Annotated in this window: 20 protein-coding genes, 1 tRNA gene and 1 pseudogene; 5 read left to right on the top strand and 17 right to left on the bottom strand. The window is 38.8% G+C overall.

Annotated elements, in window-relative coordinates:
- Positions 1-157: 157 nt before the first annotated feature.
- The 3 genes from GQO39_RS05245 to GQO39_RS05235 form a co-directional block, all read right to left on the bottom strand.
- On the bottom strand, positions 158-904 hold the full coding sequence (locus tag GQO39_RS05245) for a glutamine amidotransferase (RefSeq protein ID WP_156851228.1): 747 nt from the start codon (positions 902-904) through the stop codon (positions 158-160).
- A 95-nt stretch (positions 905-999) separates the two neighbouring features.
- A complete protein-coding gene (locus tag GQO39_RS05240) occupies positions 1,000-2,556 on the bottom strand; it encodes a heme biosynthesis protein HemY (RefSeq protein WP_156851227.1) in 1,557 nt (518 codons plus the stop codon).
- 11 nt (positions 2,557-2,567) lie between these two features.
- The gene (locus tag GQO39_RS05235; RefSeq protein ID WP_156851226.1) at positions 2,568-3,740 is read right to left on the bottom strand and encodes a COG4223 family protein; all 1,173 of its coding nucleotides are present in this window, start codon (positions 3,738-3,740) and stop codon (positions 2,568-2,570) included.
- A gap of 392 nt (positions 3,741-4,132) precedes the next feature.
- Between GQO39_RS05235 and tsaD the strand changes: the two genes are divergently transcribed.
- Positions 4,133-5,227 carry a tRNA (adenosine(37)-N6)-threonylcarbamoyltransferase complex transferase subunit TsaD gene (tsaD, locus tag GQO39_RS05230; RefSeq protein ID WP_156851225.1) on the top strand — a complete coding sequence of 365 codons (1,095 nt, stop codon included), beginning with the start codon at positions 4,133-4,135 and terminating at the stop codon, positions 5,225-5,227.
- Between the two features lie 489 nt (positions 5,228-5,716).
- On the top strand, positions 5,717-6,151 hold the full coding sequence (locus tag GQO39_RS05225; protein ID WP_007552167.1) for an EVE domain-containing protein: 435 nt from the start codon (positions 5,717-5,719) through the stop codon (positions 6,149-6,151).
- Here the strand turns inward: GQO39_RS05225 and GQO39_RS09195 are convergent.
- Positions 6,143-6,352 carry a hypothetical protein gene (locus GQO39_RS09195; RefSeq protein WP_246668529.1) on the bottom strand — a complete coding sequence of 70 codons (210 nt, stop codon included), beginning with the start codon at positions 6,350-6,352 and terminating at the stop codon, positions 6,143-6,145. The genes GQO39_RS05225 and GQO39_RS09195 overlap by 9 nt on opposite strands.
- Positions 6,342-6,731: a hypothetical protein gene (locus tag GQO39_RS05220; protein ID WP_246668528.1), complete on the bottom strand. Its 390-nt coding sequence runs from the start codon at positions 6,729-6,731 to the stop codon at positions 6,342-6,344. Before GQO39_RS05220 ends, GQO39_RS09195 begins: the two co-directional genes overlap by 11 nt.
- A gap of 50 nt (positions 6,732-6,781) precedes the next feature.
- Between GQO39_RS05220 and GQO39_RS05215 the strand changes: the two genes are divergently transcribed.
- A complete protein-coding gene (locus GQO39_RS05215; RefSeq protein ID WP_156851224.1) occupies positions 6,782-7,465 on the top strand; it encodes a response regulator transcription factor in 684 nt (227 codons plus the stop codon).
- Positions 7,466-7,855: 390 nt separating this feature from the next.
- On the opposite strand, the gene GQO39_RS05210 is transcribed toward GQO39_RS05215, so the two are convergent.
- The 5 genes and pseudogenes from GQO39_RS05210 to argH all read right to left on the bottom strand — a co-directional run bounded on the left by GQO39_RS05210 (position 7,856) and on the right by argH (position 14,345).
- On the bottom strand, positions 7,856-8,650 hold the full coding sequence (locus tag GQO39_RS05210) for a class I SAM-dependent methyltransferase (protein WP_156851223.1): 795 nt from the start codon (positions 8,648-8,650) through the stop codon (positions 7,856-7,858).
- Positions 8,651-8,877: 227 nt separating this feature from the next.
- On the bottom strand, positions 8,878-11,313 hold the full coding sequence (locus GQO39_RS05205; protein WP_156851222.1) for a TIGR02302 family protein: 2,436 nt from the start codon (positions 11,311-11,313) through the stop codon (positions 8,878-8,880).
- 116 nt (positions 11,314-11,429) lie between these two features.
- On the bottom strand, positions 11,430-12,704 hold the full coding sequence (lysA, locus tag GQO39_RS05200; protein WP_156851221.1) for a diaminopimelate decarboxylase: 1,275 nt from the start codon (positions 12,702-12,704) through the stop codon (positions 11,430-11,432).
- A 9-nt stretch (positions 12,705-12,713) separates the two neighbouring features.
- Positions 12,714-12,893, bottom strand: coding sequence for an LPS translocon maturation chaperone LptM (gene lptM / locus GQO39_RS05195; RefSeq protein WP_156851220.1), 180 nt, complete (start codon positions 12,891-12,893; stop codon positions 12,714-12,716).
- A gap of 62 nt (positions 12,894-12,955) precedes the next feature.
- Positions 12,956-14,345, bottom strand: a pseudogene (gene argH / locus GQO39_RS05190) (argininosuccinate lyase).
- Positions 14,346-14,404: 59 nt separating this feature from the next.
- Between argH and GQO39_RS05185 the strand changes: the two are divergent.
- Complete coding sequence (locus tag GQO39_RS05185; protein WP_156851219.1) at positions 14,405-15,085, top strand: TlpA disulfide reductase family protein; 681 nt, start codon at positions 14,405-14,407, stop codon at positions 15,083-15,085.
- Position 15,086: 1 nt separating this feature from the next.
- Here the strand turns inward: GQO39_RS05185 and GQO39_RS05180 are convergent, their stop codons facing one another.
- From GQO39_RS05180 to GQO39_RS05150, 7 genes are all read right to left on the bottom strand, one after another.
- Positions 15,087-15,581: a YaiI/YqxD family protein gene (locus tag GQO39_RS05180; RefSeq protein WP_156851218.1), complete on the bottom strand. Its 495-nt coding sequence runs from the start codon at positions 15,579-15,581 to the stop codon at positions 15,087-15,089.
- A gap of 12 nt (positions 15,582-15,593) precedes the next feature.
- The gene (locus tag GQO39_RS05175) at positions 15,594-16,448 is read right to left on the bottom strand and encodes a YihY/virulence factor BrkB family protein (protein ID WP_156851217.1); all 855 of its coding nucleotides are present in this window, start codon (positions 16,446-16,448) and stop codon (positions 15,594-15,596) included.
- A 583-nt stretch (positions 16,449-17,031) separates the two neighbouring features.
- Complete coding sequence (locus GQO39_RS05170; protein ID WP_156851216.1) at positions 17,032-17,964, bottom strand: prephenate/arogenate dehydrogenase family protein; 933 nt, start codon at positions 17,962-17,964, stop codon at positions 17,032-17,034.
- A gap of 729 nt (positions 17,965-18,693) precedes the next feature.
- Positions 18,694-19,734: a DNA polymerase III subunit delta gene (gene holA / locus GQO39_RS05165; protein WP_156851215.1), complete on the bottom strand. Its 1,041-nt coding sequence runs from the start codon at positions 19,732-19,734 to the stop codon at positions 18,694-18,696.
- Between the two features lie 4 nt (positions 19,735-19,738).
- The gene (locus GQO39_RS05160; protein ID WP_156851214.1) at positions 19,739-20,533 is read right to left on the bottom strand and encodes an ABC transporter ATP-binding protein; all 795 of its coding nucleotides are present in this window, start codon (positions 20,531-20,533) and stop codon (positions 19,739-19,741) included.
- Entirely contained in the window at positions 20,526-21,422 is an 897-nt protein-coding gene (locus tag GQO39_RS05155; protein ID WP_156851213.1) for an ABC transporter permease, read from the bottom strand. Before GQO39_RS05155 ends, GQO39_RS05160 begins: the two co-directional genes overlap by 8 nt.
- A gap of 63 nt (positions 21,423-21,485) precedes the next feature.
- Positions 21,486-22,463, bottom strand: a complete 978-nt coding sequence (locus tag GQO39_RS05150; RefSeq protein ID WP_156851212.1) for an ABC transporter substrate-binding protein — start codon at positions 22,461-22,463, stop codon at positions 21,486-21,488.
- Positions 22,464-22,659: 196 nt separating this feature from the next.
- On the opposite strand from GQO39_RS05150, the gene GQO39_RS05145 reads away from it, so the two are divergent.
- Positions 22,660-22,734: transfer RNA gene (locus GQO39_RS05145), tRNA-Gly, on the top strand.
- Positions 22,735-22,850 lie beyond the last annotated feature (116 nt).

The raw sequence follows: 22,850 nt of genomic DNA, 5'->3' as shown, positions 1-22,850 counted from the left end.
AACCAGAACGAGCTATAAATGAGTATCAGAATAAGACAAAATATCCCACAAAATAGATAGCTTAAAGAAAGGCTTTTCCGTATTGATTTCAATGAAAAAAACATAGTCAAAATGAAAACTTTCCTTATCTTAAGACAATGATTAAAACTCTTAATTCTCACACACTTACGACGGGTGTACAAAAAATTCGTTGCAATGCATTTTCAAACCATTGACTTAAAGCCTGATCATAGATTAAACGACCTTTCAAATGTGCAGAAGCGGGTTGGGCACCTTTTTCGGTCAATTTATGCGCTGAGCGAATCACTAAACGCCGCATCATAGCACGAGTAAATTCAGCATGAAATTGCAAACCCCATGCATTGTTTCCATAACGGAAAGCTTGTGTAGGATATGTATGACCTGTTGCCAAAAGCACTGCCTCTTTAGGTAAATCATAAATACCTTCATCATGAAAATGATAGACCATTTCTGGCCAATTCATCAACGCCTTTCCTTGTAGAGTGGCTTCTAAGGGATACCAGCCAACTTCAACAGTTCCGTCACTTCTTGTACCAACACGCCCCCCTAGATTTTGCGCTAACATTTGTGCTCCAAGACAAATACCCAAAAAAGGCTTATTCTCTTTTAGTGACAAAGAAATCCAATCAATTTCTTCAGTAATATATGCTTCCCTGTCATTCACACTCATCGGCCCGCCCAAAATAACAACACCAGCATAATGCTCCAATGTATAGGGAAGCTTTTGTCCTAAAATAGGACGATAAACATCAAGAACAAAACCGCTTTGTTGCAAAAATTTCCCCAAACGACCAGTATATGTAGATCGACGATGAATAACGACTGCAATTCTTGGTTTGCTCTTTCTCAGCTTTTTATCAAGACACCTTTGACTTAAAAACATTTTTTAACCACTCACTTTTACAATCAAGTAAAGTTTTATTTTTTAAGCACAATAGAATAATTTGAGCGAACAATATTCACTATAACCCTCTTTTTTTAAAATAAACGGAACTTCTCCTTTGGCAAAGGAGTCCCCTCTTCTTCTGTTTTAATCCCTGGATCATCAACATTTAAGTGAGTTCGACTAAAAGCTTTGACATTTCTTGTATCTTGTTTGTCTACCTGCATATTATGCAAAAAAGAATCCTCTACAGAAGATAATTCTTCAAGCCTCTTAACTTCAACACCAGAACTTTTCTCTATAATATCTTCTTTATTTTGTTTTTTTGGCACAATATTGGCAGCCTCTAATGTGAGAGGAGGCATACAGGGAGGCACTTTCCATTCAAAGCAACCTAGACGTCCACTTATTGGAGAAACCGGCAACCAAGAAGAAAAAATGGACCCATCACACATCCACACCGGATCACGTTCAGCACGAAGTGCCAAAGAAAGCCATTGACGCACTGCTCCCTGATTATTTCCCTGTGCCTCTTCAATATCTGCCAACAACAAATAAACACTTTCTCGCGGATGATACTGAAGTGCTTTTTTTGCCTCCTCCCTTGCGAGTGCTGTTTCACCAGCATCCAAAGCAGCCTTGGCAATAAGGAAAGCCGATTCAAATGTATCTTTATTATAAGAAGCAAGTGTCTTAGCCTTTTTTAATCGTCCAATGGCCCCTTCTTCTCTTTCAAGATAAAGCGCTCCCAAATCAGGATGAAGTTCTTTCTGCCAAGCTGTAATAATCATTTTATCAGCTTTACTCGTCTCATTTAATTTATAAAGAATATCAGCAGCAATAACTGTTATTGGAACAAAATCAGGTGCCAATTTATGTGCTTTCAAAATGGCGGTACGTGCTTCAGTAGGATGATTTTCGAACAGATGAAGCGCCTTCCCACTTAACAACAAAGCCTGTATATGCTGTCGCTCTTGAGTTGAACGGACAGAGCGCGGTAAAGTTTTTTGTGCTCGCTCAAAGACACCGAGTGCTTTGTCCCATTGCCCGCTCACGCTGAGTTGATCAAGTACTGCTTGATGAGCCCATAAAAGTGCTGGCGATAAAGCCAATGCTTCTTCTGCATATTGCTGCGCTGCTTCATAAGCTTTGCTCTTCATAGCTTCACGAAACAAACCGTACAGCCCAGCCAATTTTGTCGGTGTTTCTTTTCTCATCTCCTCATAAAGACCAATCGCGCGCAAAGAATTATTTTGCAAGGATAAGGTTTGAGCTTGTAAAAGCTTTACCAACGGCTCATGTTTATCTGCAAAATATTTTATAACTTGTGCCTCCATTTTTTGTGCCAAAATACCATCTCCAGCAAAAACTGCAAGAAGCCCCTGTGAAAGAGCTTCATAACCACGCTTTTGGTGACGTTTATAAAAGTAACTGGAAAGAGCACTAGGTACAGAAAAAAATACAGATAAAAGCCACCATAAAAACGCCAGCATTCCAAACAGTAAAATGAGCGCACTTAAAGCTGTTAGCAATGAAAAAGAAAACCGAAAGTGCAAAAATGTTATAACAAAAACACCATTGTGGTTAGCTACCCATCCGAAAGCAAGTCCGAGCACACATACAACAAAACTATAAATAAAAGCACGTATCATCTTAAGCCTATTTACATCTTTGTTGCTTTAAAAGGCCCTTGTTGCACAGACACCAACAACTGTTGAAGAAAATGATGAACAGTAACGTGTTTTTCAAGTTGATGAATAAAATCTACCGAAACATCTTTTGCATTTTGGGGCAACGTTTTCCATTCACTCAAAGCCTTTTCATAATCACCCGCCTGAATAGCAACTTCCATCCGTGCCGCAATCGCCCCTAATGTCATTCCTTCAACATTACCAATTGGCCGCGAGACAATGAGACCTTTTATCCATGCCAAAATCCGTCCCCCAAAACCAACATCTGATGCAACATCATTTTGCGTACCAACGATTGCATCTGCAACACGAGCAAAATCAGCTGAAAGTTGCGCTGAACTTGGAAGACCTATCATAGCTGTCTTTTGCAACAGATCAAGTCCCTCAATTGAAGGTGATAATTGCTGTAACAATTTTAATTCATTACTATAAGACCCACCACGTTCTACAGCGTTCTTGAGGGAACTAATTGCAATAAAGAGCGCAGTATTTATTTTATGTTCATCATTTTTAGCAGAAATCTCTTCCTGCATAATCTTCAACTGTTGCTTTAACACAACAAGATCATTTGCATTGCTTTGTCCAGCAGACAAAGCTGTTTCTATCTCTTTTGATACACCTGCTAAGGCTTGCGCAGATTCTTCAAGACCTCTTACTTTTTCCTCTAAAACTCCAAAAGCTTTTCTGTTTTCTTCTTGCGATGCTTCATCACTTCGCGTTGTTTCAACCTGTCGTGATGAAAAAGAGGAAAATTCTGTTTTCAACGCATCAATTTCTTCAAACACCCGCTCCAATTGCTCTCTTATTTCTTCTCCTTGACTTTTTGCGGTTTCCGCAATTTGTAAAGCTTTTTCTCCACCAACATGACTTTCCATGAAAGAAAAAGGAAGCAAGCCCACCCATTGAAACCCTATCAAAAAGCCTAAAGCAATGAGACCACCAAAAATTCCTGAAATAAACGAGAACAGCCAAGTCAAACCAGACCCGTGTTTACTTTGCATACTTTGTTTCTCTGTATCCGTTTCTACAGAGTTTTGTATGACTTGCTCTGAATCATAGCTCACAGCTTCATGTTCAATCACAGGCTTTTTACGGCGATCACCAGTATAATGCGGTTTAACTTTTGGTTTTGAAGAGTCTACCATTTCTATCACTTTTTGTGCATAATTTCTTTTAACGATAAAATAATAAAATGAAAAAAGTTTTAAAATTAAGCTTTTCTCAAATACCATAGCTCGTTTTACACTCTTTTTACAAAAAGTATAACCTTACCAAAATTTCTAACATTACACCTCTATCAGAAATATTTTTAATGATATAATTTAATAAAACTGTATTATTGAAAATAAATGAAAATAAAGAAGTCTTTTATACTGAAAGAGAGAGCTTGTTATTATATTCACGAAAAGTGTTAAACCACATTTTTTCATAGAAAAATAAACTCCAAAAGAAGATCCCCCAAGAGAAATTCTTTGCATCTTTGCCTGTCCGTGGTACGCACACAGGAAAGAATCTTCAACTTAAGGTTTTGTTTGAAATGCGCCTGTTGGGAATAGAAACAAGTTGTGATGAAACAGCAGCGGCTGTCGTGGAATACAATAATAAAGGAAACAGTAAAATTCTTTCCAATATTGTTTGGAGCCAAATTGATCATCATGCACCTTACGGCGGTGTTGTCCCTGAAATTGCCGCCCGTGCCCATGTTGAAATTCTCGATAGTTTAATTTTGAGAGCACTAACAAAAGCGAATACAAAATTAAAAGAGCTTGACGCCATTGCAGCCACAAATGGCCCAGGTTTGATAGGAGGACTTTTAGTCGGAGTTATGAGTGCAAAAGCTCTCTCTCTTGCCACCGGAAAACCTTTTATTGCCGTAAATCATCTAGAAGGACACGCTTTAACAGCCGTTCTAACGCATAATGTTGATTTTCCCTATTTATTGCTGTTGGTTTCAGGTGGTCATACACAAACAATCCTTGTTCACAGAATAGGTAACTACCAGCGTTTAGGAACTACTATTGATGACGCATTGGGAGAAGCTTTTGATAAAACAGCAAAACTTTTAGGTCTTCCTTATCCTGGAGGTCCAGCACTGGAAAAAGCAGCTTTATTGGGTGATAAAAATCGTATCCCTCTTCCACGACCTTTAAAAGGTGAAAAACGGTTAGATTTCTCTTTTTCTGGTCTCAAAACTGCCGTTCGACAAGCAGCAACAGCCATGGCTCCCCTTACAGAAAGCGATGTTGCCGATATTGCGGCAAGTTTTCAAGCAGCAGTTACCGATACAGTATATGATCGCGTTCATTTGGCTCTGCAACACTTTATCCACCAATATCCCTTCTCTCAATATCAAAAACGCCGTCCACCTGCTTTAGTTGTCGCAGGCGGAGTTGCTGCCAACCAAGCCATTCGATCCACATTGCAAGAACTCGCACATCAACACGGTTTTGAATTTATAGCTCCCCCTCTCTCCTTATGTACCGATAATGCTGCAATGATTGCTTTTGCCGGTGCACAAAAACTCGTACGAGGAGAAACAAGCCCCTTTGATATCGCCCCCCGCTCACGCTGGCCTCTGGACGAAAAAGCTGCTCCCTTAATTGGGATGGGACGCCGTGGAACAAAAGCATAAGAAAAATAGAGCAGTGCTTATATCCTCCACGAAAAACAATACGGAACACCATCATTTAACAACTGCTCGTTGCCGTATGGCTATTATCATTGTAGATTTTAAGCCTTTGAAACTAATTTACTTGCATCATTTTTTCAACTCAACACAATCATATTGACAAGCATATTGACAAGCCTTCCCAGACCAAAGTTAAAAAACACCCAAACTTTTTATATTTAACGCTTTACTTTAAGCCTATTCTTCAACCACACGCATATCTTTTCTGCTGGAAATGAGTGAAGATAAGACATTTTCATACATCATATGAAAACATAAAAAATATGGCTCATTTTTCTACCACAATTCGACAATTTTCAATCAAGAAAACACAAATCGATAATATGCACTCTTTATTCCATTTTAAAAATCATATTTGATGACGTTATACAGATGCTTATAAAAACGCACATGACTTATGAAATACAGAACAGTCTATGAAAAGGAGAAAGCATGGCTTATTGGCTTTTTAAATCTGAACCCCATAAATGGTCATGGGACATGCAAAAGCAAAAAGGTGCTGATGGTGAACAATGGGATGGTGTACGCAATTACCAAGCCCGTAACAATATGCGCGCTATGAAATATGGCGACAAAGGTTTTTTTTATCATTCAAATAAAGGATTAGAAATCGTAGGCATTGTAGAAGTCTGTGCTGAAGCACATCCTGACTCTACTACCTCTGATCCACGCTGGGAATGTGTGGATATCCGTGCACTTTGTGATATGCCAACACCAGTTTCATTAAAACAGATTAAAGCAAATACAAAACTGGAAAATATGGTGCTGGTCAATGCCAGCCGCTTATCAGTACAACCTGTAACAGAAGATGAATGGAAAGAAATCTGTTTGATGGGAAACCTTGAGATGAAAACGTTTTCAACCTAAAACGATAATTTTTGCTCGTTGGCTAATATGCAGCAAAAGATGTTCCATGTCACGACAAAAGAGCACGATATATCCTTCTGTCGGCCTATAATCTTCTCGCGCTAAATGCATAAAAATGGCACTCCCTTTTGCTATTTTTTGTTCTGTACTATTCCAATCCAACATAAAAACGATAGCATAAAGGCCATCTTCACACTTCACGATGCATCTTTTCAGCACTACGGCAGGAAGGAAGGCGTACTAAGCAATTATAATTGGCATCACCACTTGCATCATACCAATCATCTTGCACTCGAATACAACGAAAAGGCAAAATGGAACATAGGAAAGAACGACAAGAATTACTACGAAATTCGCTCAAACAAGGCATATGAACCAGAAGTACTGTGCTATCAATTTCACGCTTAAAAGCAGAAATACCAACTCGCCCTAGAGCGCAAAAAAAATAATTCTGACCAACGCGTAAAATATCCCGCGTGTCATCACCGGCTTGTTGGCGCATAACCATAGAAGCAATAAAAGTTTGTTTTTTTATAGCGTTTCTTTTGTAATTTTTCTTGCATAAAATCTCATTTTTCATGAAACTACCCTCCACCACTTGGTGCATCAACAGATTTTATAAGGAAAAAAATGAACCGCTACACCCTTTTAATCGTTGAAGAAAATGATGATCTGCGCCCCATTTTGGTAGAACAATTGCAAATGTATGAGGAGTTTGAAGTATTCCAGGCAAAAACGGCTGAAGTAGGTATAACAATAACCCAAGAGAAAAATGTTGATCTCGCTATTTTTGGTATTGAACTGTCTGATCTTGATGGACATAAAGCCATTAGGAAATTGCGCACTCAAGGCTTTCGCGCTCCCATTATCATGATCACAAATCATGATACAGATTGCGATACCATTTTAGATCTTGAAGCAGGCGCTAATGATTATGTAGCAAAACCCTTTCGCTTTGCAGTGTTATTGGCACGAATCCGCGCTCAATTACGTCAATATGAGCAAAATAACGATATAATCTCATATATTGGTCCCTATACTTTTAAACCAAGACAAAAACTTCTCATTGATCAACACAACAACAAAACACACCTCACAGAAAAAGAAACAGCAATTCTTAAATACCTCCATGACACCAATGACAAAATCGTGAGCCGTGAAACACTGTTAGAACAAGTTTGGGGTTATAACGAAAACATTGTCACCCATACCTTAGAAACTCATATTTATCGTTTACGACAAAAAATCGAAAAAGACCCCTCTAATGCACAAATTCTCATCACCGATCAAAATGGCTATCGCTTAAACCTTTAAAGCTTCTCGAACATTGACAACTTCAAAAACGCTTTTGATGCCTCAATTTTTCTCTAAAACAGAATAAAACAGAAATTAGACACAACACTTCGATTTATAATTATAATTTACCGTTCTGCTACTGGAATGAGAGCATCTAATAGAGTGAGTTTGTCTCATTGCAAATCCATCTTATAATGAACTAATGGAAACCTTTTGCTTGCACATCATAAGTAAGATAGGCGTGTATATAAAAAGCCATTTGAGACAAAATTTAATACATCTCTCAAAAACCGTTTTAATGCAAGAGAAGTCGCGACGTTCTGAGCTAGCAGAGAGAATGATAGCACCCACTTGCCCCTCTCGCATAAGTAAAAATGGCGGTACCCTATGGGTTTTGCGTTATATGCTTCACGGACACTGTCGTAAAATATCCCTTGGAGCAAAGTGAAAAGAGCTTTCGTAAGCTTGTGGAGATAACGCAGGAATAAAAATACGCCGCGATTGTCGACGCTGTACAAGTAAGCCTTGATAAGTACGTTTCTTTGCCTGACACATTAAGAGTCCGCCAAAATAAGGCAAAAAATGGCGTGTAAATGGCTCATAAAAAAATGAGAATAACCGCGAGACATAACCTGAAGAAGGCGTATAATGTACAATTTCTTGCACTGGTCCAGAGATAAAATTTGTTTTTTCAAACAAACGAACAATCTGTTGCCGACTATAAGGTTCGCCGTAACCAAAAGGTGTACAAGTATTGCGCGCCCAAAAGCCAAGGCGATTAGGAACAATAACAATCAAGCTGCCATTGGGAGCTAAAACACGCCATATTTCATTCAATGTTTCGTATGAATTTTCTGTATATTCAAGCGCATGTACCAGTAAAATACAATCAACTGAAGCATCAGAAAGCGGCAAATCTTCTTCAAAAACAAGTGCTGTAGCGACTTTCTCAGCACAAGGCCAAGGTGAAGCACCCTGTGCAGCAGGCATAAAAGCGAAACATTGTTGCGCACGTGTACGCAATACAGAAAGATAAGGAAGTGCATACCCCAAACCCATAACCCGTTTATCAGTAAGATCAGGCCACCATAAATTTAATTGGTCACACAGCGTTACCTGCACACACAGCCCAAGTGCCGAAGCGTAAAAATCTTTCAGTGTGATTATATCCAACTCAACATACCGTGTAGAAAAAAACTTCAAACATCACAAGGCTTCATATCCCACTTATATGGATTCCTGCCTTCTCTCCGCCATGACGGAAACCTTAATATTTTATACTTTAAACCCAAATAACAAAAAACGTATAGAATATTCTAGGATCACTTCATGACAAGCACTTTCACCATTCTTTTTATCCTTGAATTTCGCATCCTGAAAAAACTTCCAACGCATCCTTTTTGACATCAGTTAAAAGAAATACAAAGTGATTAATTAAAATGAAGCAGTCTTTCAAGATAGTTTTTTTCTTCTTCCAGAATATGCTCCTTACCAAGACGTTTGCGAATTTCTTCCAAAATTTGTCGCGCACGCATTTGATTACTTTCTTGTTGTATAGCCATACCCTCCTGCCCTTCTTGATCCGTTTTTGGAGAAAGTGAGCGTCCCAGCGGATCTTCAGGACTAGAAACAGCATTTTGATTTTCTCCGGCTTCTTTAAGTACTTCACGCATTTTTTCTAAAATATTTTGCGCACCTTGCCGCAAAGATTCTAAAGCATCTGACTGATTTTGTATGGATATTTTATTATTTCCGTGTTCAAGAGCATTTTCTGCAGAGTTCATTTTTTCTTCTGCCCTTTTGAATGCACCATTTGGTTTAAACCCTTGCGCTAATAATTCTTTTTCTAACATTGATAATTCAGACTGCAACTCAGCTTGACGTTTTTTTAAAGATTTTCTTTGCTTTTCCGGTATAGTTTCTCCACGCTGTTGGTCCATTTCTAATTGATGTGTTTCATTGAGAATTTCTTGCTGACGATGCATCAAATCTCCAAGATGATCCATTTTTTCTTTCATTTGTGCAGATTTACTCTGACTCTTCTCCTCACCTTGATTACCTTTTTGCACTTGCAAATGATCAAGAGTCTGTTCAACTTCAGCCAACAGCTGTTCGGCTGCTAATGAAGAGCCCACCTTGGCCATTTCTTCAATTAAATCGAGCTTTTTTTGTAATGAATCTTCTGAAAGATTTGGACGGCTAAAATTGCCTTTGTTAGGGCTGCTCTTGTCTTGTGCATTTTCAGCCAAAGTGTGAATATAATCATCCATAGCTTGACGTAAATCTGCCATAAGGCGTTCAATTTCTGTAGCTGGAGCACCATAACGAAGTACATCACGTAAAGCAGCTTGTGCTTGTTTTAAATTTTTCTGAACAGATTCGAACTGATTGCCTTCAATACCCAAAGCTATCTGCCATAAATAATCGACCACACTGCGCAAATCATCCTCTGTTTCTGCCATAGAAAGCCTTGTCCAGGCACTCTGTAAAACAAGAAAATGTGTGATATTTTTAAGCCCCTCTTCTGGGCGCACAAACAAAGCAGAAAGCATATCAAGTACATGCTCTTTTGCGCAAGCATTAAGAACCAGCAAACGACGCAATTCAATCACTGCGCGCGCAACAGGATTAGAAAAAACACGCTGTGGTAATGTCATAACAAAAGTTTTGCTACGACCTTGCTGCCCCGCACCATCTTCTGCCACCAAAGTTATTTTAACTTCTGAACCAGCCCATGGATGCGTCGCTACATCTTGTACCGTCCTCATTTTACCCTTTCCACCACGTGGAAGAAGAAGTTTTATTTCAGGTGCCTTATAAAGAGAGGAAGTATTTTTGTGCTGATTTAAAAAAGGCTCTATTGCAACAAAAGCTTTTGTCACACCATAATCATCATCCAGCTCATACTGAAGTTCTAATGAACCAGTCAAAATCCGCCCCGGTTTTTCTAGCCAACGAATTGTTGGAGGTTGATCTTTAATCACCTGCAAATGCCACTGTTGTTGCTTGTGGCGTGATGAGACAAACAAAACTATTGAATGTTTTAAATGTGTTTCAAAATGAACAACTGAATCATCCAAAGCCACCTTTTCATTTTTCTTTGAAAACAAAACTTCGCGCGCATCTTTTTCAAATTTTGCTTCCACCGTAACACCAGCACCATTGAAAATACGTACAACGACGTTACTCCCTTCAGGAACTGCAAGCTGTGTTTTTTCATCTTTTGTTAAATAAATAGGCGCAACACCGGTATAAGCAGGAGGTGTTACCCAAGCATCAATCCGCATGGATGTTTCATCAACAAGAGGGCGGAAATCGAACGCATCTGCCAAACGCCCCCCACATGAGCCAAAAGAAAAACTAAAGGCACACACACAAAGGAGAATACATAAAGTCCTCAGTGCTAGAGGATCACGAGCTGCACTATTAGGATAGATAAATCCGGTTTTTAAATGATATAATTGCTTCGCCATACGGCGTTGATGTTCACGCCAAACAATAGCACTAAAATCTTCACTATTTTCGGAACATAAATGATCCGTCTGAACGCTTAAAGGCTGATTTTTAAGACCGTTTTCTTTTTCAAGACGCTGATTAATTTCCCTCGTTGTAGGAAACCGAAAATGAATAAGAAAAAACAAACTCCCCACAGCAAAAAAAAGCATAAACCCAAGTAAGAGTAAATGTAGCCAATAATCTAGAATACCAAAAATACCAAACCAACTAAGCGAACAAAAGAGACTAAGAATTAAGAAAAACGGCAACAATTGTACCCATATCCGCTCAAATGAGAGGATAAACCACATTAAAATGCGCACATACAAAAGCTTTATTCTTGCAAAACTTCTAATGTTTTCATTTTTCATAGACAAAAATTTGTCCCCTTTTACAGTGGCGAATTATGATTATAAAACCCATACAAAACTATTTCCAGAAAATAAATTGTTTCATCAAAGTTTAGTAAAAATAAGACCACAAACACTTAACAACACTCGAGCCAATCTGGAATATGGTCACAGCCTATCAATTGCGCATAATCAAGACGCGGACGAATAATCGCGTAACGCGTATCTTGAACAAGAACTTCTGGCACCAAAAGCCGACTATTATAGGTACTCGCCATCACCGCACCATAAGCGCCCACTCCCGTAAATGCCAAAAGATCACCTGGTGCCAAGATAGGAACACAACGATCTAATGCCAAATAATCTCCGGTTTCACAAACTGAACCAACAATATCTGCCCGAATAAGCGGCACATCATTTGGTGCTTGTTTCACAAGCACTACATTCTGCCAAGCATCATAAAGCGTTGGACGTATAAAATCATTCATTGCCGCATCAACAATAACGAAATTTCGCCCTTTCCCTCTTTTTAAATAGAGAACAGAAGTCACCAACACACCAGCTTCGCCAACAATGCTACGTCCCGGCTCCACGATAATATTGATCCCTAAAGGTGCAATATGCTTCTTTACAAGCGCTGCGTAATCAAAAAGAGAAGGTATGTTATGCTGTTCATTACCGTATGCAATACCAAGCCCACCACCAATATCTATATGCGTTATCGCATAACCATCGCTCCACAATTGACGCACAAAATCTGTTATAATAAGAAATGCTTCCTCAAATGGTTTTAAATCACAAATCTGACTGCCAATATGCATGTCGACACCACAAACATGTAATCCAAGTAAAGAATCCGCTTTTTTATAGGCTTCTCTTGCCAACAACAGCGGAATACCGAATTTATTCTCAGATTTTCCCGTTGTAATTTTCTCATGAGTCTTTGCATCAACATCTGGATTAATGCGTAGTGAAATCCGTGCTGTTTTTGAAAGTGCAACAGCACGAGCTGACAATTGTTCGAGTTCCGGCTCTGATTCAACATTAAAGCAGTAAATATCCTGAGAAAGGGCAAAATCTATCTCTTGCACTGTTTTACCAACACCAGAATAAACAATACGCTTCGCAGGAATCCCAGCAGCAAGAGCACGCCGCAACTCACCTTCTGAAACAACATCAGCTCCCGATCCATTCAAGCTAAGAAGCCGTAAAACAGCTTGATTAGAATTGGCTTTAACCGCATAAGCAATCAAACTGGGCATCTCTTGAAATGCCCTTTGATACTCTTGAAAACGCTCCACCAACGCATTAGCAGAATAACAATAAAAAGGTGTTCCAACATCCTGAGCAAGAGCAGAAAGCGAAAGCCCTTCAGCATGAAGTATGCCTTGATGATAAGTGAAAAAATGCATATTCTCCCCTTACTGTATCAAACGATCAAGCACAAAAGGTTTATCTTCTTCACTTTTAGTAGAAGGTGCTCCTCGCACAGGCTTTTCCATAGTTGAATAAGGCACCTCTAATGGCCCTTTACGACCGCACCCAACAATAACAACACACCCCAAAAGGACAATTGTTAAATTCTTTAAAATGATTTTCATACGCCCTTTTTTCTCCTATCAATACTTCTTTTTATTATTTTTTGGATTTACAATCCAACCATTCAGACAGTTACAAGGCGTTTTTTCCAATAGGCAATTGACAAAATATTTCTGAAGGCGCTGTTCCATTAAAACTTTTACGGCTTTTAACTGATTTTTCAACCGAAAAAAAATCAAAAAACGCCACATGAATATCTGGATATATCGCTTGAAGTTCAACCAATGGCAAATCATTCAAAGCACATTGTTTCGTTTCTGCCAATGCTATACCACACCTCATAATATGGTGTGCTTCACGAAAAGGAAGCCCTAACTCACGCACAAATCAATCGACAAAATTCGTCGTTGTTGCATAAGTTGCGGTTACATAACCAGAATCAGCTGCTTGTTTCACAGCTCCTTTATTAACTTTAAGATCACCCATAATCCCTGTCATTACTTCCAGCGCTAACTCTAGACACAAAGCCCCATCAAACCAAACATTCTTTATCTTCCTGCATATCTTTTGAATGAGCAAGTGGCAATTCTTTCACACTGTTAACAATCCAATCGCATCCCCATTCAGCTACCCACTTTTTACACGCACAAATTTCGCAACATCAAGATTTCTCTTTTGTGGCATAATGGATAAACCGTTTGAAAAAGCGTCAGATAAACGAATAAAATGAAATTATTCACTCAAACCAAAGGACAATTTCTTCTGCTAAACGCGAAAGATGCGTTGCACAACGAGCACCAACGCTTAAAAACTCCAACGCAAAATCACGATCAAAAACATTATCAATTGAATTACATACTGGTTCTTGAAAATCTAACGCTTTTGCCGTCATAAAACGATCAATCAGAAAGCTTGTACTTACAAAGCCGTAGCCCACAAGAGCGATTCATTCATTCGCTTAACTACATCGCATATTCGTGATAAACTTCGATCAAACATTTCAGCATAAGCCATCATATAAGATAAAATGTTACAGGCTGTGCCGATTGTAAATACATAAAACCTAGCATAAAGATACCGATATGCTGTTCTGCTCGAACAAGCAATTGCCCTATTAATCTTTTTAAAGCTTGCTGCTATTCTCTGCGACGCCTCACATACCTACAGACGTAAATCAACAGCAACTTGATCATTGCGTAAAGGCGCCGTCTATACAAATACCCTGCTACAGAACCAATCAACTCTCTCAACTGTGATTCAATATTCATATGAATATCTTCAAGCATTCGGGAAAAAACGAATCTACCGCCCTCAATTTCTTGACGAATAAGCTCTAAACCATGAACAATTTTTTCATAATCTGATTGTGAAATAATCCCCGTTTGCACCAAAATAGCAGCATGAGCAAGTGAACCTTCAATATGTTGCCGATAAATTTTTTGACCAAAATCAATCGCAGCATTAATTTTTTCTATAATTGCCGCAGGCCCTGCTATAAAATAGTCACCCCATATTGGTTATTTAACTTCTTACCTGTCATACTCTGAAAACACCCATAAAAAGGATAAAAACCATGATTCCTCAAACTCAAAAAAAGAAGAACAAAAAGAAGCTCTTCATCGCATCATTTTTTGTTATCGTGATCTTAGCCGCTATCAGTTTATACGCAATAAAAAGCCCTCATGACAAGATAATGTCCTCTTTCACCATTTCCGGAAAAAATGCCGAAAAAACGCAAGAAGAAAAAATAACAGCAATCAGAAAAGCAGCAAAAGGCTTTTTTACCCACATGCGGTTTGCTGATACACTCTCAGATATGAATCAACTTTCTTTCAAAGATATTCAAAAAAAAGATCACAAACTCGCTGAATTTACCGGAAAACCGCTGTTGATCAATCTATGGGCTATTTGGTGTGCCCCCTGCCGCACGGAAATTCCCGAACTAGCGCAATTAAAACGTGAGATGGGTGGAGAAAATTTTGATGTCATAGCTATTAATATAGACAAAACAGCCTCTTCTGAAAAAATTCAGAAATTTTTACAAGATGTTCACGCTGATAATTTACTCTATTATCGCGATGAAACAATGGATATTTTCAACAACGTTAGAAAACAAGGGCTTGCTTTAGGGTTACCCGTCACACTTCTTATCAATAAAGAGGGGTACCTTATTGCTTCATTCAATGGTGCAGCTCCATGGGCCAATGATGATGCAAAAGCGCTTATAAAAGCTGTTATAAAAGAAGCACAATAACCTAATAACCGCGCCTTTTTAAACGTTGTATAACGAGATCTAGTGCTGACAAAAAAGCAGAACGATCTTTGCGAGACAAAGGACGAGGTCCTCCTGTTATATGCCCTTGTCCTCGTAAATCTTCCATCAAATTGCGCATAGCTAACGCTTGACCGATTGAACTTGCATCAAAAACACGCCCCACTGGCGAAAGACAAACGCCTCCAGCCCGCACAACGCGTGCTGCTAAAGGGATATCACTAGTAACAACAACACTAGCTTCATGTACATGTTCTACAATCCAATCATCCGCACAATCAAGTCCGCCAGAAACGACCACTCTTTCAATGAGTGTTTCATCTGGAAGAGAGAAAAAACGATTTGCTACAACAAAGGTTTTTAACTGATAACGATTCATAACACGATAAATTTCTGCTTTTACAGGACAAGCATCTGCATCAATCAACAAAGTGATGGCAGGTTTTGCTCGTGTATTCGTTACTTGGCTTTCACACAATAATAGGTTCTTTCATTCATCTGAAAATCGTAAATGCTTGCGATAAAACATTATTGCTGCGTTTATTTCACCTCCCAAAATAAAAATTGCGCTCAACATGTAAAGAAAAATAATCGCAACCATAATAGATGCTAACCCCGCATAAGTAGAAATATAATCAAACATCGTTAAATATTGCGCAAAAGCAATAGAAGCCATAAACCACACTGACATCGTTACTACGATTCCTGGTAAAATATCTACCAATTTCCGCCGCTCTGCTGGTAACCATTTATGAACGATCAAAAGACTTACAAAGAGAACAACTGCTGCAATTATGTAACGCCATAAACGAATTATACCAATATATTCGGTAATAAAAAAAGAATGATTTTGCATAATTTTGATCAGTAAAGGTGCCAAAATCAATAAAAAGCTGATCACAACAAGACCAACGGTACCAAGAATTACAAAAAACAAACTTTGAAAACGACAAAACAACAAACTACGTCGATCAACAACGCGATAAGCTTTATTTAAAGCTGTACGCAAAGCCTCTATCCCATTAGAAGCAAAATAGGCTGCTCCAATGACAGAAAGTGTTAACACACCCCTTCGCTGAATAGTTAAAACATTGATAATTTCCTGAAATAAAGGCTCTGCAATGACATCTGGCAACAACTGTACAAGCGCTTTTATTTTTTGCGGCGTGTAAGTAAAAGCACCGATAAAACTGGCAAGAGATGTCCCAAAAATAACGAAAGGGAAAAATGCTAAAAGCCCAGAAAGAGCGATATGACTGGCAAAAGCACTACCATTACCACGCCAATAATGGCTTACTGCATCAACAAGAATACGATAGCTATACCAAAAGATATTTCTTAACAAATCTTAATACTTTCTGGTAACACTCTTTCTAACTTATTCAAGCTCTATAAAAATCATTAAAATCTAAAAACGAACCTCTACCAATTATAAAGTACAATGATCAATATGGTCAAGCCTCACTTCGTAGCAAAACCGCAAAGAACACCTACCAAAGACGATAAAATCTATCCATATCAACCCATTCATATAGTCGGCAAAACAGGTAGGCGTCTACAAAAACCTACCCAAAGCAACCTGTGATATTACAAATTGGATACATACCAAATAACTTTTTAAAACTTCAGAATATGCCAAATGCCGCGAAAGAGCAATCTAAGTATAAACGCAGTGCGTGAGATTGCCTAGAAATAATCCTTAACATAAGCACAAAAAAGCAACGCGTTATATAAAGATCCACAACCCCTTAATTCGGGAGCCCTTCTTCTAAATCTCGTGATCTCCTTATGCATCACATGCCACAGATAATAATCTTGCACACATAAAACCTTTTAAACTTTAGTCATCTGTACCCGATCAATCACTTATCTTCTTTACGGCAATTCGCAACTTAAAGGAATATAGATTTCTAGAAAAAACTTTGTTTCTATCCCCTCTCTTTAGAAACATTATGACGTCCAAAATCAGGAACATCAATTTCCTGTCCCGCAGCAATAATACTACGACGCACAGCACGCGTACGCGTAAAAAAGTTAAAAAGTGTTTCGCCATCTCCCAAACGAATTGCCCGTTCTAGAGAAGCAAGCCCTTCATTAAAACGGCTCAACATTTCTAAAATAGCATCCTTATTATGCAAACAAATATCTCGCCACATAACAGGATCAGAAGATGCTAAACGCGTAAAATCACGAAAACCCGACGCAGAATAAGCAATCACTTCTGAATTCGTCACTTTTTCTAAATCACTCGCTGTCCCAACAGTATTATAAGCAATCAAATGCGGCAAATGCGAAACAATCGCCAAAACAAGATCATGATGTTTAGGAGTCATCTTCTCGACACGCGCACCACAAGCCTCCCAAAACGCTGTCAATTGTGTGACAGCTACAGCATCACTTTCAGCAAAAGGAGTTAAAATACACCAGCGATTCATAAATAAATCAGCAAAACCAGCATCCGGTCCTGAATATTCAGTTCCCGCAATCGGATGGCCAGGAATAAAATGAACTGTTTTGGGTAATAAAGGCGCCATTTCCTCAATAACCAAGGCTTTTGTAGAGCCAACATCAGTTATAATCGCTCCCGCCTTTAAATGATTACGAATAGTTTTTACCACCTCTGCACTCGCTCCAACAGGAACAGAGACAATCACTAAATCTGCCCCTTCAACAGCTTCTGCATTATCGGTTGTATAAAAATCCCCAAGTTCCAACTCACGCGCCCTTTTCAAAGTTTCTTGCCGTCGTGTTGCAATAGAAATTTGAACTGCAAGATTTTTCTTTTTAATCACTTTTGCTAAAGAAGAACCAATAAGACCGATTCCAATGAGTGCTATTTTTTCAAACTGAATATGGAGCATCTTTCACCTTTAAAAACTCTTTGAAAAAGGTAACAAAACCACGATTTTTCTCTCTATTTGTTCAAGATTTATGTACCAAACATTTAAAAAACCACAACCGATAAAAGAACAAATAAAACCACACGCAGCCCAATAATCTTCTGCGCAAACCACTAACAGATCATTTTTACCTAGAAAATGCACAAAAAATAAGTAATAGAAAACGTAACATCAAACCCTAAAATCTGACAATTCATTGCTTACAAGCATGCATTACTAAACAGATACTAATCTTCGTATAGTGCTTGAGTTACATTGTACCAAACTCTCTGATAACAACAGTCAATATAATTTTCTAATGTTGAAAATTCCGTTAAACAAATCGTGCAAAAAGATGCCGTAATTCTAAAAGTATGTTTTCTTCCCTCAACGCCATAAATCAAGCCAATGAGGCAAACGCGTTCTCCCACAAAGAAAATTCTGTGAGTAACTTAATATCCTTATTATGAAACAAATTCATAGATAAAAATAATATTTATCTTTCATCAAAGGCATAAAAACAAAAAGTTTTCTCTCCATAAGCCTCTGATTATCACCATAACAGATTACAAGAATGATAAATGCAAATTATGTCATATCCACTTTTGAAAACCGCTATCTTTAGCTTTCAAAAAACAAATAAATCTTATGAGAAAAAACTTATTTCATAAAAGGTTTTCAAATAAACCACCAAAAACACAACTGAATATTTTAACCAGCCATTTTGCGCCGCGCAGCAATTGTAAGCCCTAGCAAAACTTGACGAATGATAGCTTCACCCAAAAGTGGATTCTTACGGCTATCTAAAACAGCGCTTTGAATTCTCTCCATTGCGTAGGAAATATGCTCTAATTTCCAATATCTTAAAGCCTGTTCAACTATTTTTTTCCGTTGAAAAAAAATCGGTGGTCGCGCTTGAGAAACCACTGTAAAAGGCGCTTTCCCTTCAACCTCCACTTGATAACGCAAAAGCTGTAATTGCTGGAAATGCCTTTGTGCCGTACTCAAAATAAAAAAAAGCGCACCATGCAGTGTTGCATGTCGACTAAAATGAGCTTCAAAACTTGATACATCACCCAATAGAAGAGCATCAATCACTTCATCTAAAGAAAGAGCACTCACATTGCTTACAATAGCTTTCACATCTTCAAGAGTAATATGGACATTTGAAGCAAAAAGACAAAGCTTCTCCAATTCACTGCGTGAAACAAGACGATCCCCTCCCAAACTTTCATGCAACCACTTACGCGCATTCAAAGAAAGGGTTTTCTTAAAATGCCCTAAAATCTCATCAATCAAGCCATCAAGAGAACGAGCATCATCCGCAAAACAGGGAAGAGCCATCGCGTTTGATGCCGTTTCAACAACATTGCGTAAACCCGTTCCTTTTTTCAAATCCCCTGCTTCAATAAGAATAAAACACGCTTCTGGGGGTTCCTCAATTACAAGCTTTAAAGCTGTCAGAAAACCTTTTTGGTTAGCACCATGAGAAACCCATATCAAACGATCTCCCCCAAAAAGCGATAAAGTACGCGCTTCATTTCCTAAACGAGCAGGATCTTTATCAATCTCAGTAGCATCCAAACGAATCGTTGAAAATGGATCCTCTACCGCAACTTGTGTAAGCTTAGCAAAACGCTGCGCACGTTCACAAACAAGACCGCGATCTGGTCCGTAAATGAGAACGATAGGAAAAGAACGTGAAAGACGCGTTAGAAAAGTGTCAACTTCATGCGCTTTTTTCTGAGCCAAAATATTAATCCATTAACAGTTCATCATCATCAAGGGCTTCCCCGCGAACTTTCTGAAACATACCAATTAAATCATTTACATTTAAACCCTTACGTTCTTCTTGACACACATCAAAAATCACTTTTCCACCATGCAACATCAATGTCCGATCTCCATGATCAAGAGCCTGACGCATAGAATGCGTTACCATAATAGTTGTCAATTTTTTCTCTTCAACGATTTTTTCGGTTAACCGCATCACAAAATCAGCCATTCCTGGATCTAATGCTGAGGTATGTTCATCAAGCAATAAAACATCCGCATGCGCTAAAGTAGCCATCACAAGACAAACTGCTTGACGTTGTCCACCTGATAAACTGTCCATAGGATTATGGATATACGCTTCAAGACCAATACCTAATTGAGCAATTTCATCTCGGAAAAATTGCCGTTTTTCATGATTTAAGGCTGAACGCAAACCGCGGCGACTCCCCCGAAGAGCAGCAAGAGCCAAATTTTCTTCAATTGTTAAAGAACCACAACTTCCTATTAATGAATCTTGAAAAACACAAGCAACCCCCCCAGCTCTCTCACTTACAGATTGCCTAGAAACATTTTGTCCATTGATCACCACTTTTCCTTCCGTAGGAAGAGTTGCACCTGCTAAAACACTAAGCAAAGTTGATTTACCAGCACCATTTGAACCAATAACCGTAACAAAACTGCCCCGATCAATCTTGAGGTTAATATCAATTAATGCCTGTTTTTCCAAAGGCGTCTTCGGTTTAAACGTAACCCCAACATGAGAAAACTCAATCATGTTTATGCCTCCCCCAATAGCGTGGTATAACAAGGGCTGAAACAACTAAAAGCGCAGTGATCAATTGAAGATCTGTCGACGTATCAATACCAATCCCGTTTGCCTCAAACGCAAATTGCACTGCTACACGATAAAGTACAGACCCCACAATACAGCTAACAATAATCCAAAAAATATTGCGCGTACGAAAAAGAGTCTCCCCAATAATAACCGCCGCTAAACCAAAAACAATTGTACCAGCTCCACCGGTAATATCGGTAGCAATCGCAGTTTGAATATAAAGAGAACCACCAAGCGCAACACAAGCATTTGAAAGCCCCATGCCAAAATAAATCAACGCTGACGTATGAACCCCTTGCGCCGTAGCCATCCGTGGATTAGCACCCATCGCTCTCATAGCAAGACCGATTTCACTTTCCAAAAAGCGCCAAACCAAAAATGCCACAACCAGCAATACAGCACCAACAAAAAGAGGACGCACAAAAATATCAGGCAAGCCAAACAAATCATACAAGGGTGTTAAAGCAGTATCAGAAAGTGCCAAATTAACATTAGAGCCTCCCATAATCCCCATAATACGAAGATTAATCGTATAAAGTGCTGACATTGTTAAAATGGAAGCCAAAAGATTTAAAATACCAAAATGTAAATTCAGCAAAGCTGTTAATAAACCTGCCACCATACCCGCGCAAAAAGCACATGCCATAGCAATCCATGCGTTGAAACCTAAAAGAATCAAAACACCACAAACACATGATCCAAGAAGAAACGAACCATCGACAGTTAAATCAGGAAAATCTAAAACGCGAAACGAAAGATAAACTCCAAGTGCAACAAATGCATAAACAAGGCCTAACTCTATAGCACCAGAAAACGCAAATATACTCATCCAAAGACCACTCCATGAAAATTTAACATACTTTTACTGTGTCAACGTCATATGAATGGAAACCTATTGAAGAATTTTTGTTGCGCGTTTAATAACTGTCTGAGGTATAACAATACCAGCTTTTTTGGCTGCTTTCATATCAATTCGGAGGTCATTATTAGCTGCATGCACAACATCAATATCTCCAGGCTTTTCACCCTCCAGAATACGCACAACCAATTTCCCAGCCTCAACCCCCACATCGTAGAAATTTACGCCCTGAGTCATAAAAGGACCACGTCCAATAGAGTTAGAATCGACAGTAAATAAAGGAATGTTTGTTTCCTGTGCAACTTTTGATGCTCCCTCTAAAACAGAAAGAACCGTATTATCAGCGGGAATAAAAATAAGATCCACCTTACCAACCAAAGCGCGTGTCGCCGCCTGAACATCAGAAGGTTTAGACGCCGATGAAGGAATGACTTCTATTCTCACTTTGTTCGCTGCATCTTTTAACACCTTAAGTGTTGAAACAGAATTGGCTTCAGAAGCGTTATAAAGATAACCAAGTTTTTTCAAATCTGGTTTCACTTCTTGCAAAAGCTTGAGGCTTTCTACAACATTTATACGGTCAGAAGCTCCAGTCACATTGCCACCAGGCTTGGTAAGCGAAGACACGATTTTCGCTCCCATAGGATCAGAAATCGCAGCAAAGACAATAGGAATTGTTTTCGTTGCTGCGAACATTGTCTGTGCTGAAGGCGTACTAATTGCAACAATCACATCAGGTTTATCACCAACAAATTTACGTGCAATTTGGGTTGCTGTAGAAATATTGCCCTGCGCTGATAAAAAAGTGAGTTCGAAATTTTCACCTTGCTTATAACCATTTTCTGCGAGCGCATCTTCCACACCTTTACGAACTGCATCTGCAGCAGGATGTACCATAATTTGTGTAAGTGCAACTTTAACATGTTTAACGTGATCACTCGCCTTTGCAAAACTACTGATGATAAAAACAGCTGCAACTGCAATCCATAATACATTTACTCTTCTCAACATCTTACTCCGCCCCTTTTTGCAACAATCAATTAAAGGAAGTAATTTATTACTGAAGAATCTTCCAAAATCAATCCTTATTTCTCTTTTTGAAACATGAGTCAATAAATCAAACAGAAATGTTATTTTTTTGTTGCAATTCGCAAAAGCCTACGCCATACAAGCAGCATCTGAAGCAAAATATGTTTCGAATCGGTGAGCGGGTGTAGCTCAGGGGTAGAGCACAACCTTGCCAAGGTTGGGGTCGTGGGTTCGAATCCCATCGCCCGCTCCATAGTTTGCATATTAGTCTACTTTCTCTTTAATGGCTGTAGCTTGACTGTAGCCTGACTGTATGTAGCTTGACGGCAGGTTTTGTATATTTTGCCACTAGGTTTTGTACCAATTTAT

Source organism: Bartonella refiksaydamii (genome assembly GCF_902652675.1).
Taxonomy (GTDB): Bacteria; Pseudomonadota; Alphaproteobacteria; order Rhizobiales; family Rhizobiaceae; genus Bartonella; species Bartonella refiksaydamii.
This window is presented reverse-complemented; position numbering and strand designations above follow the sequence as displayed.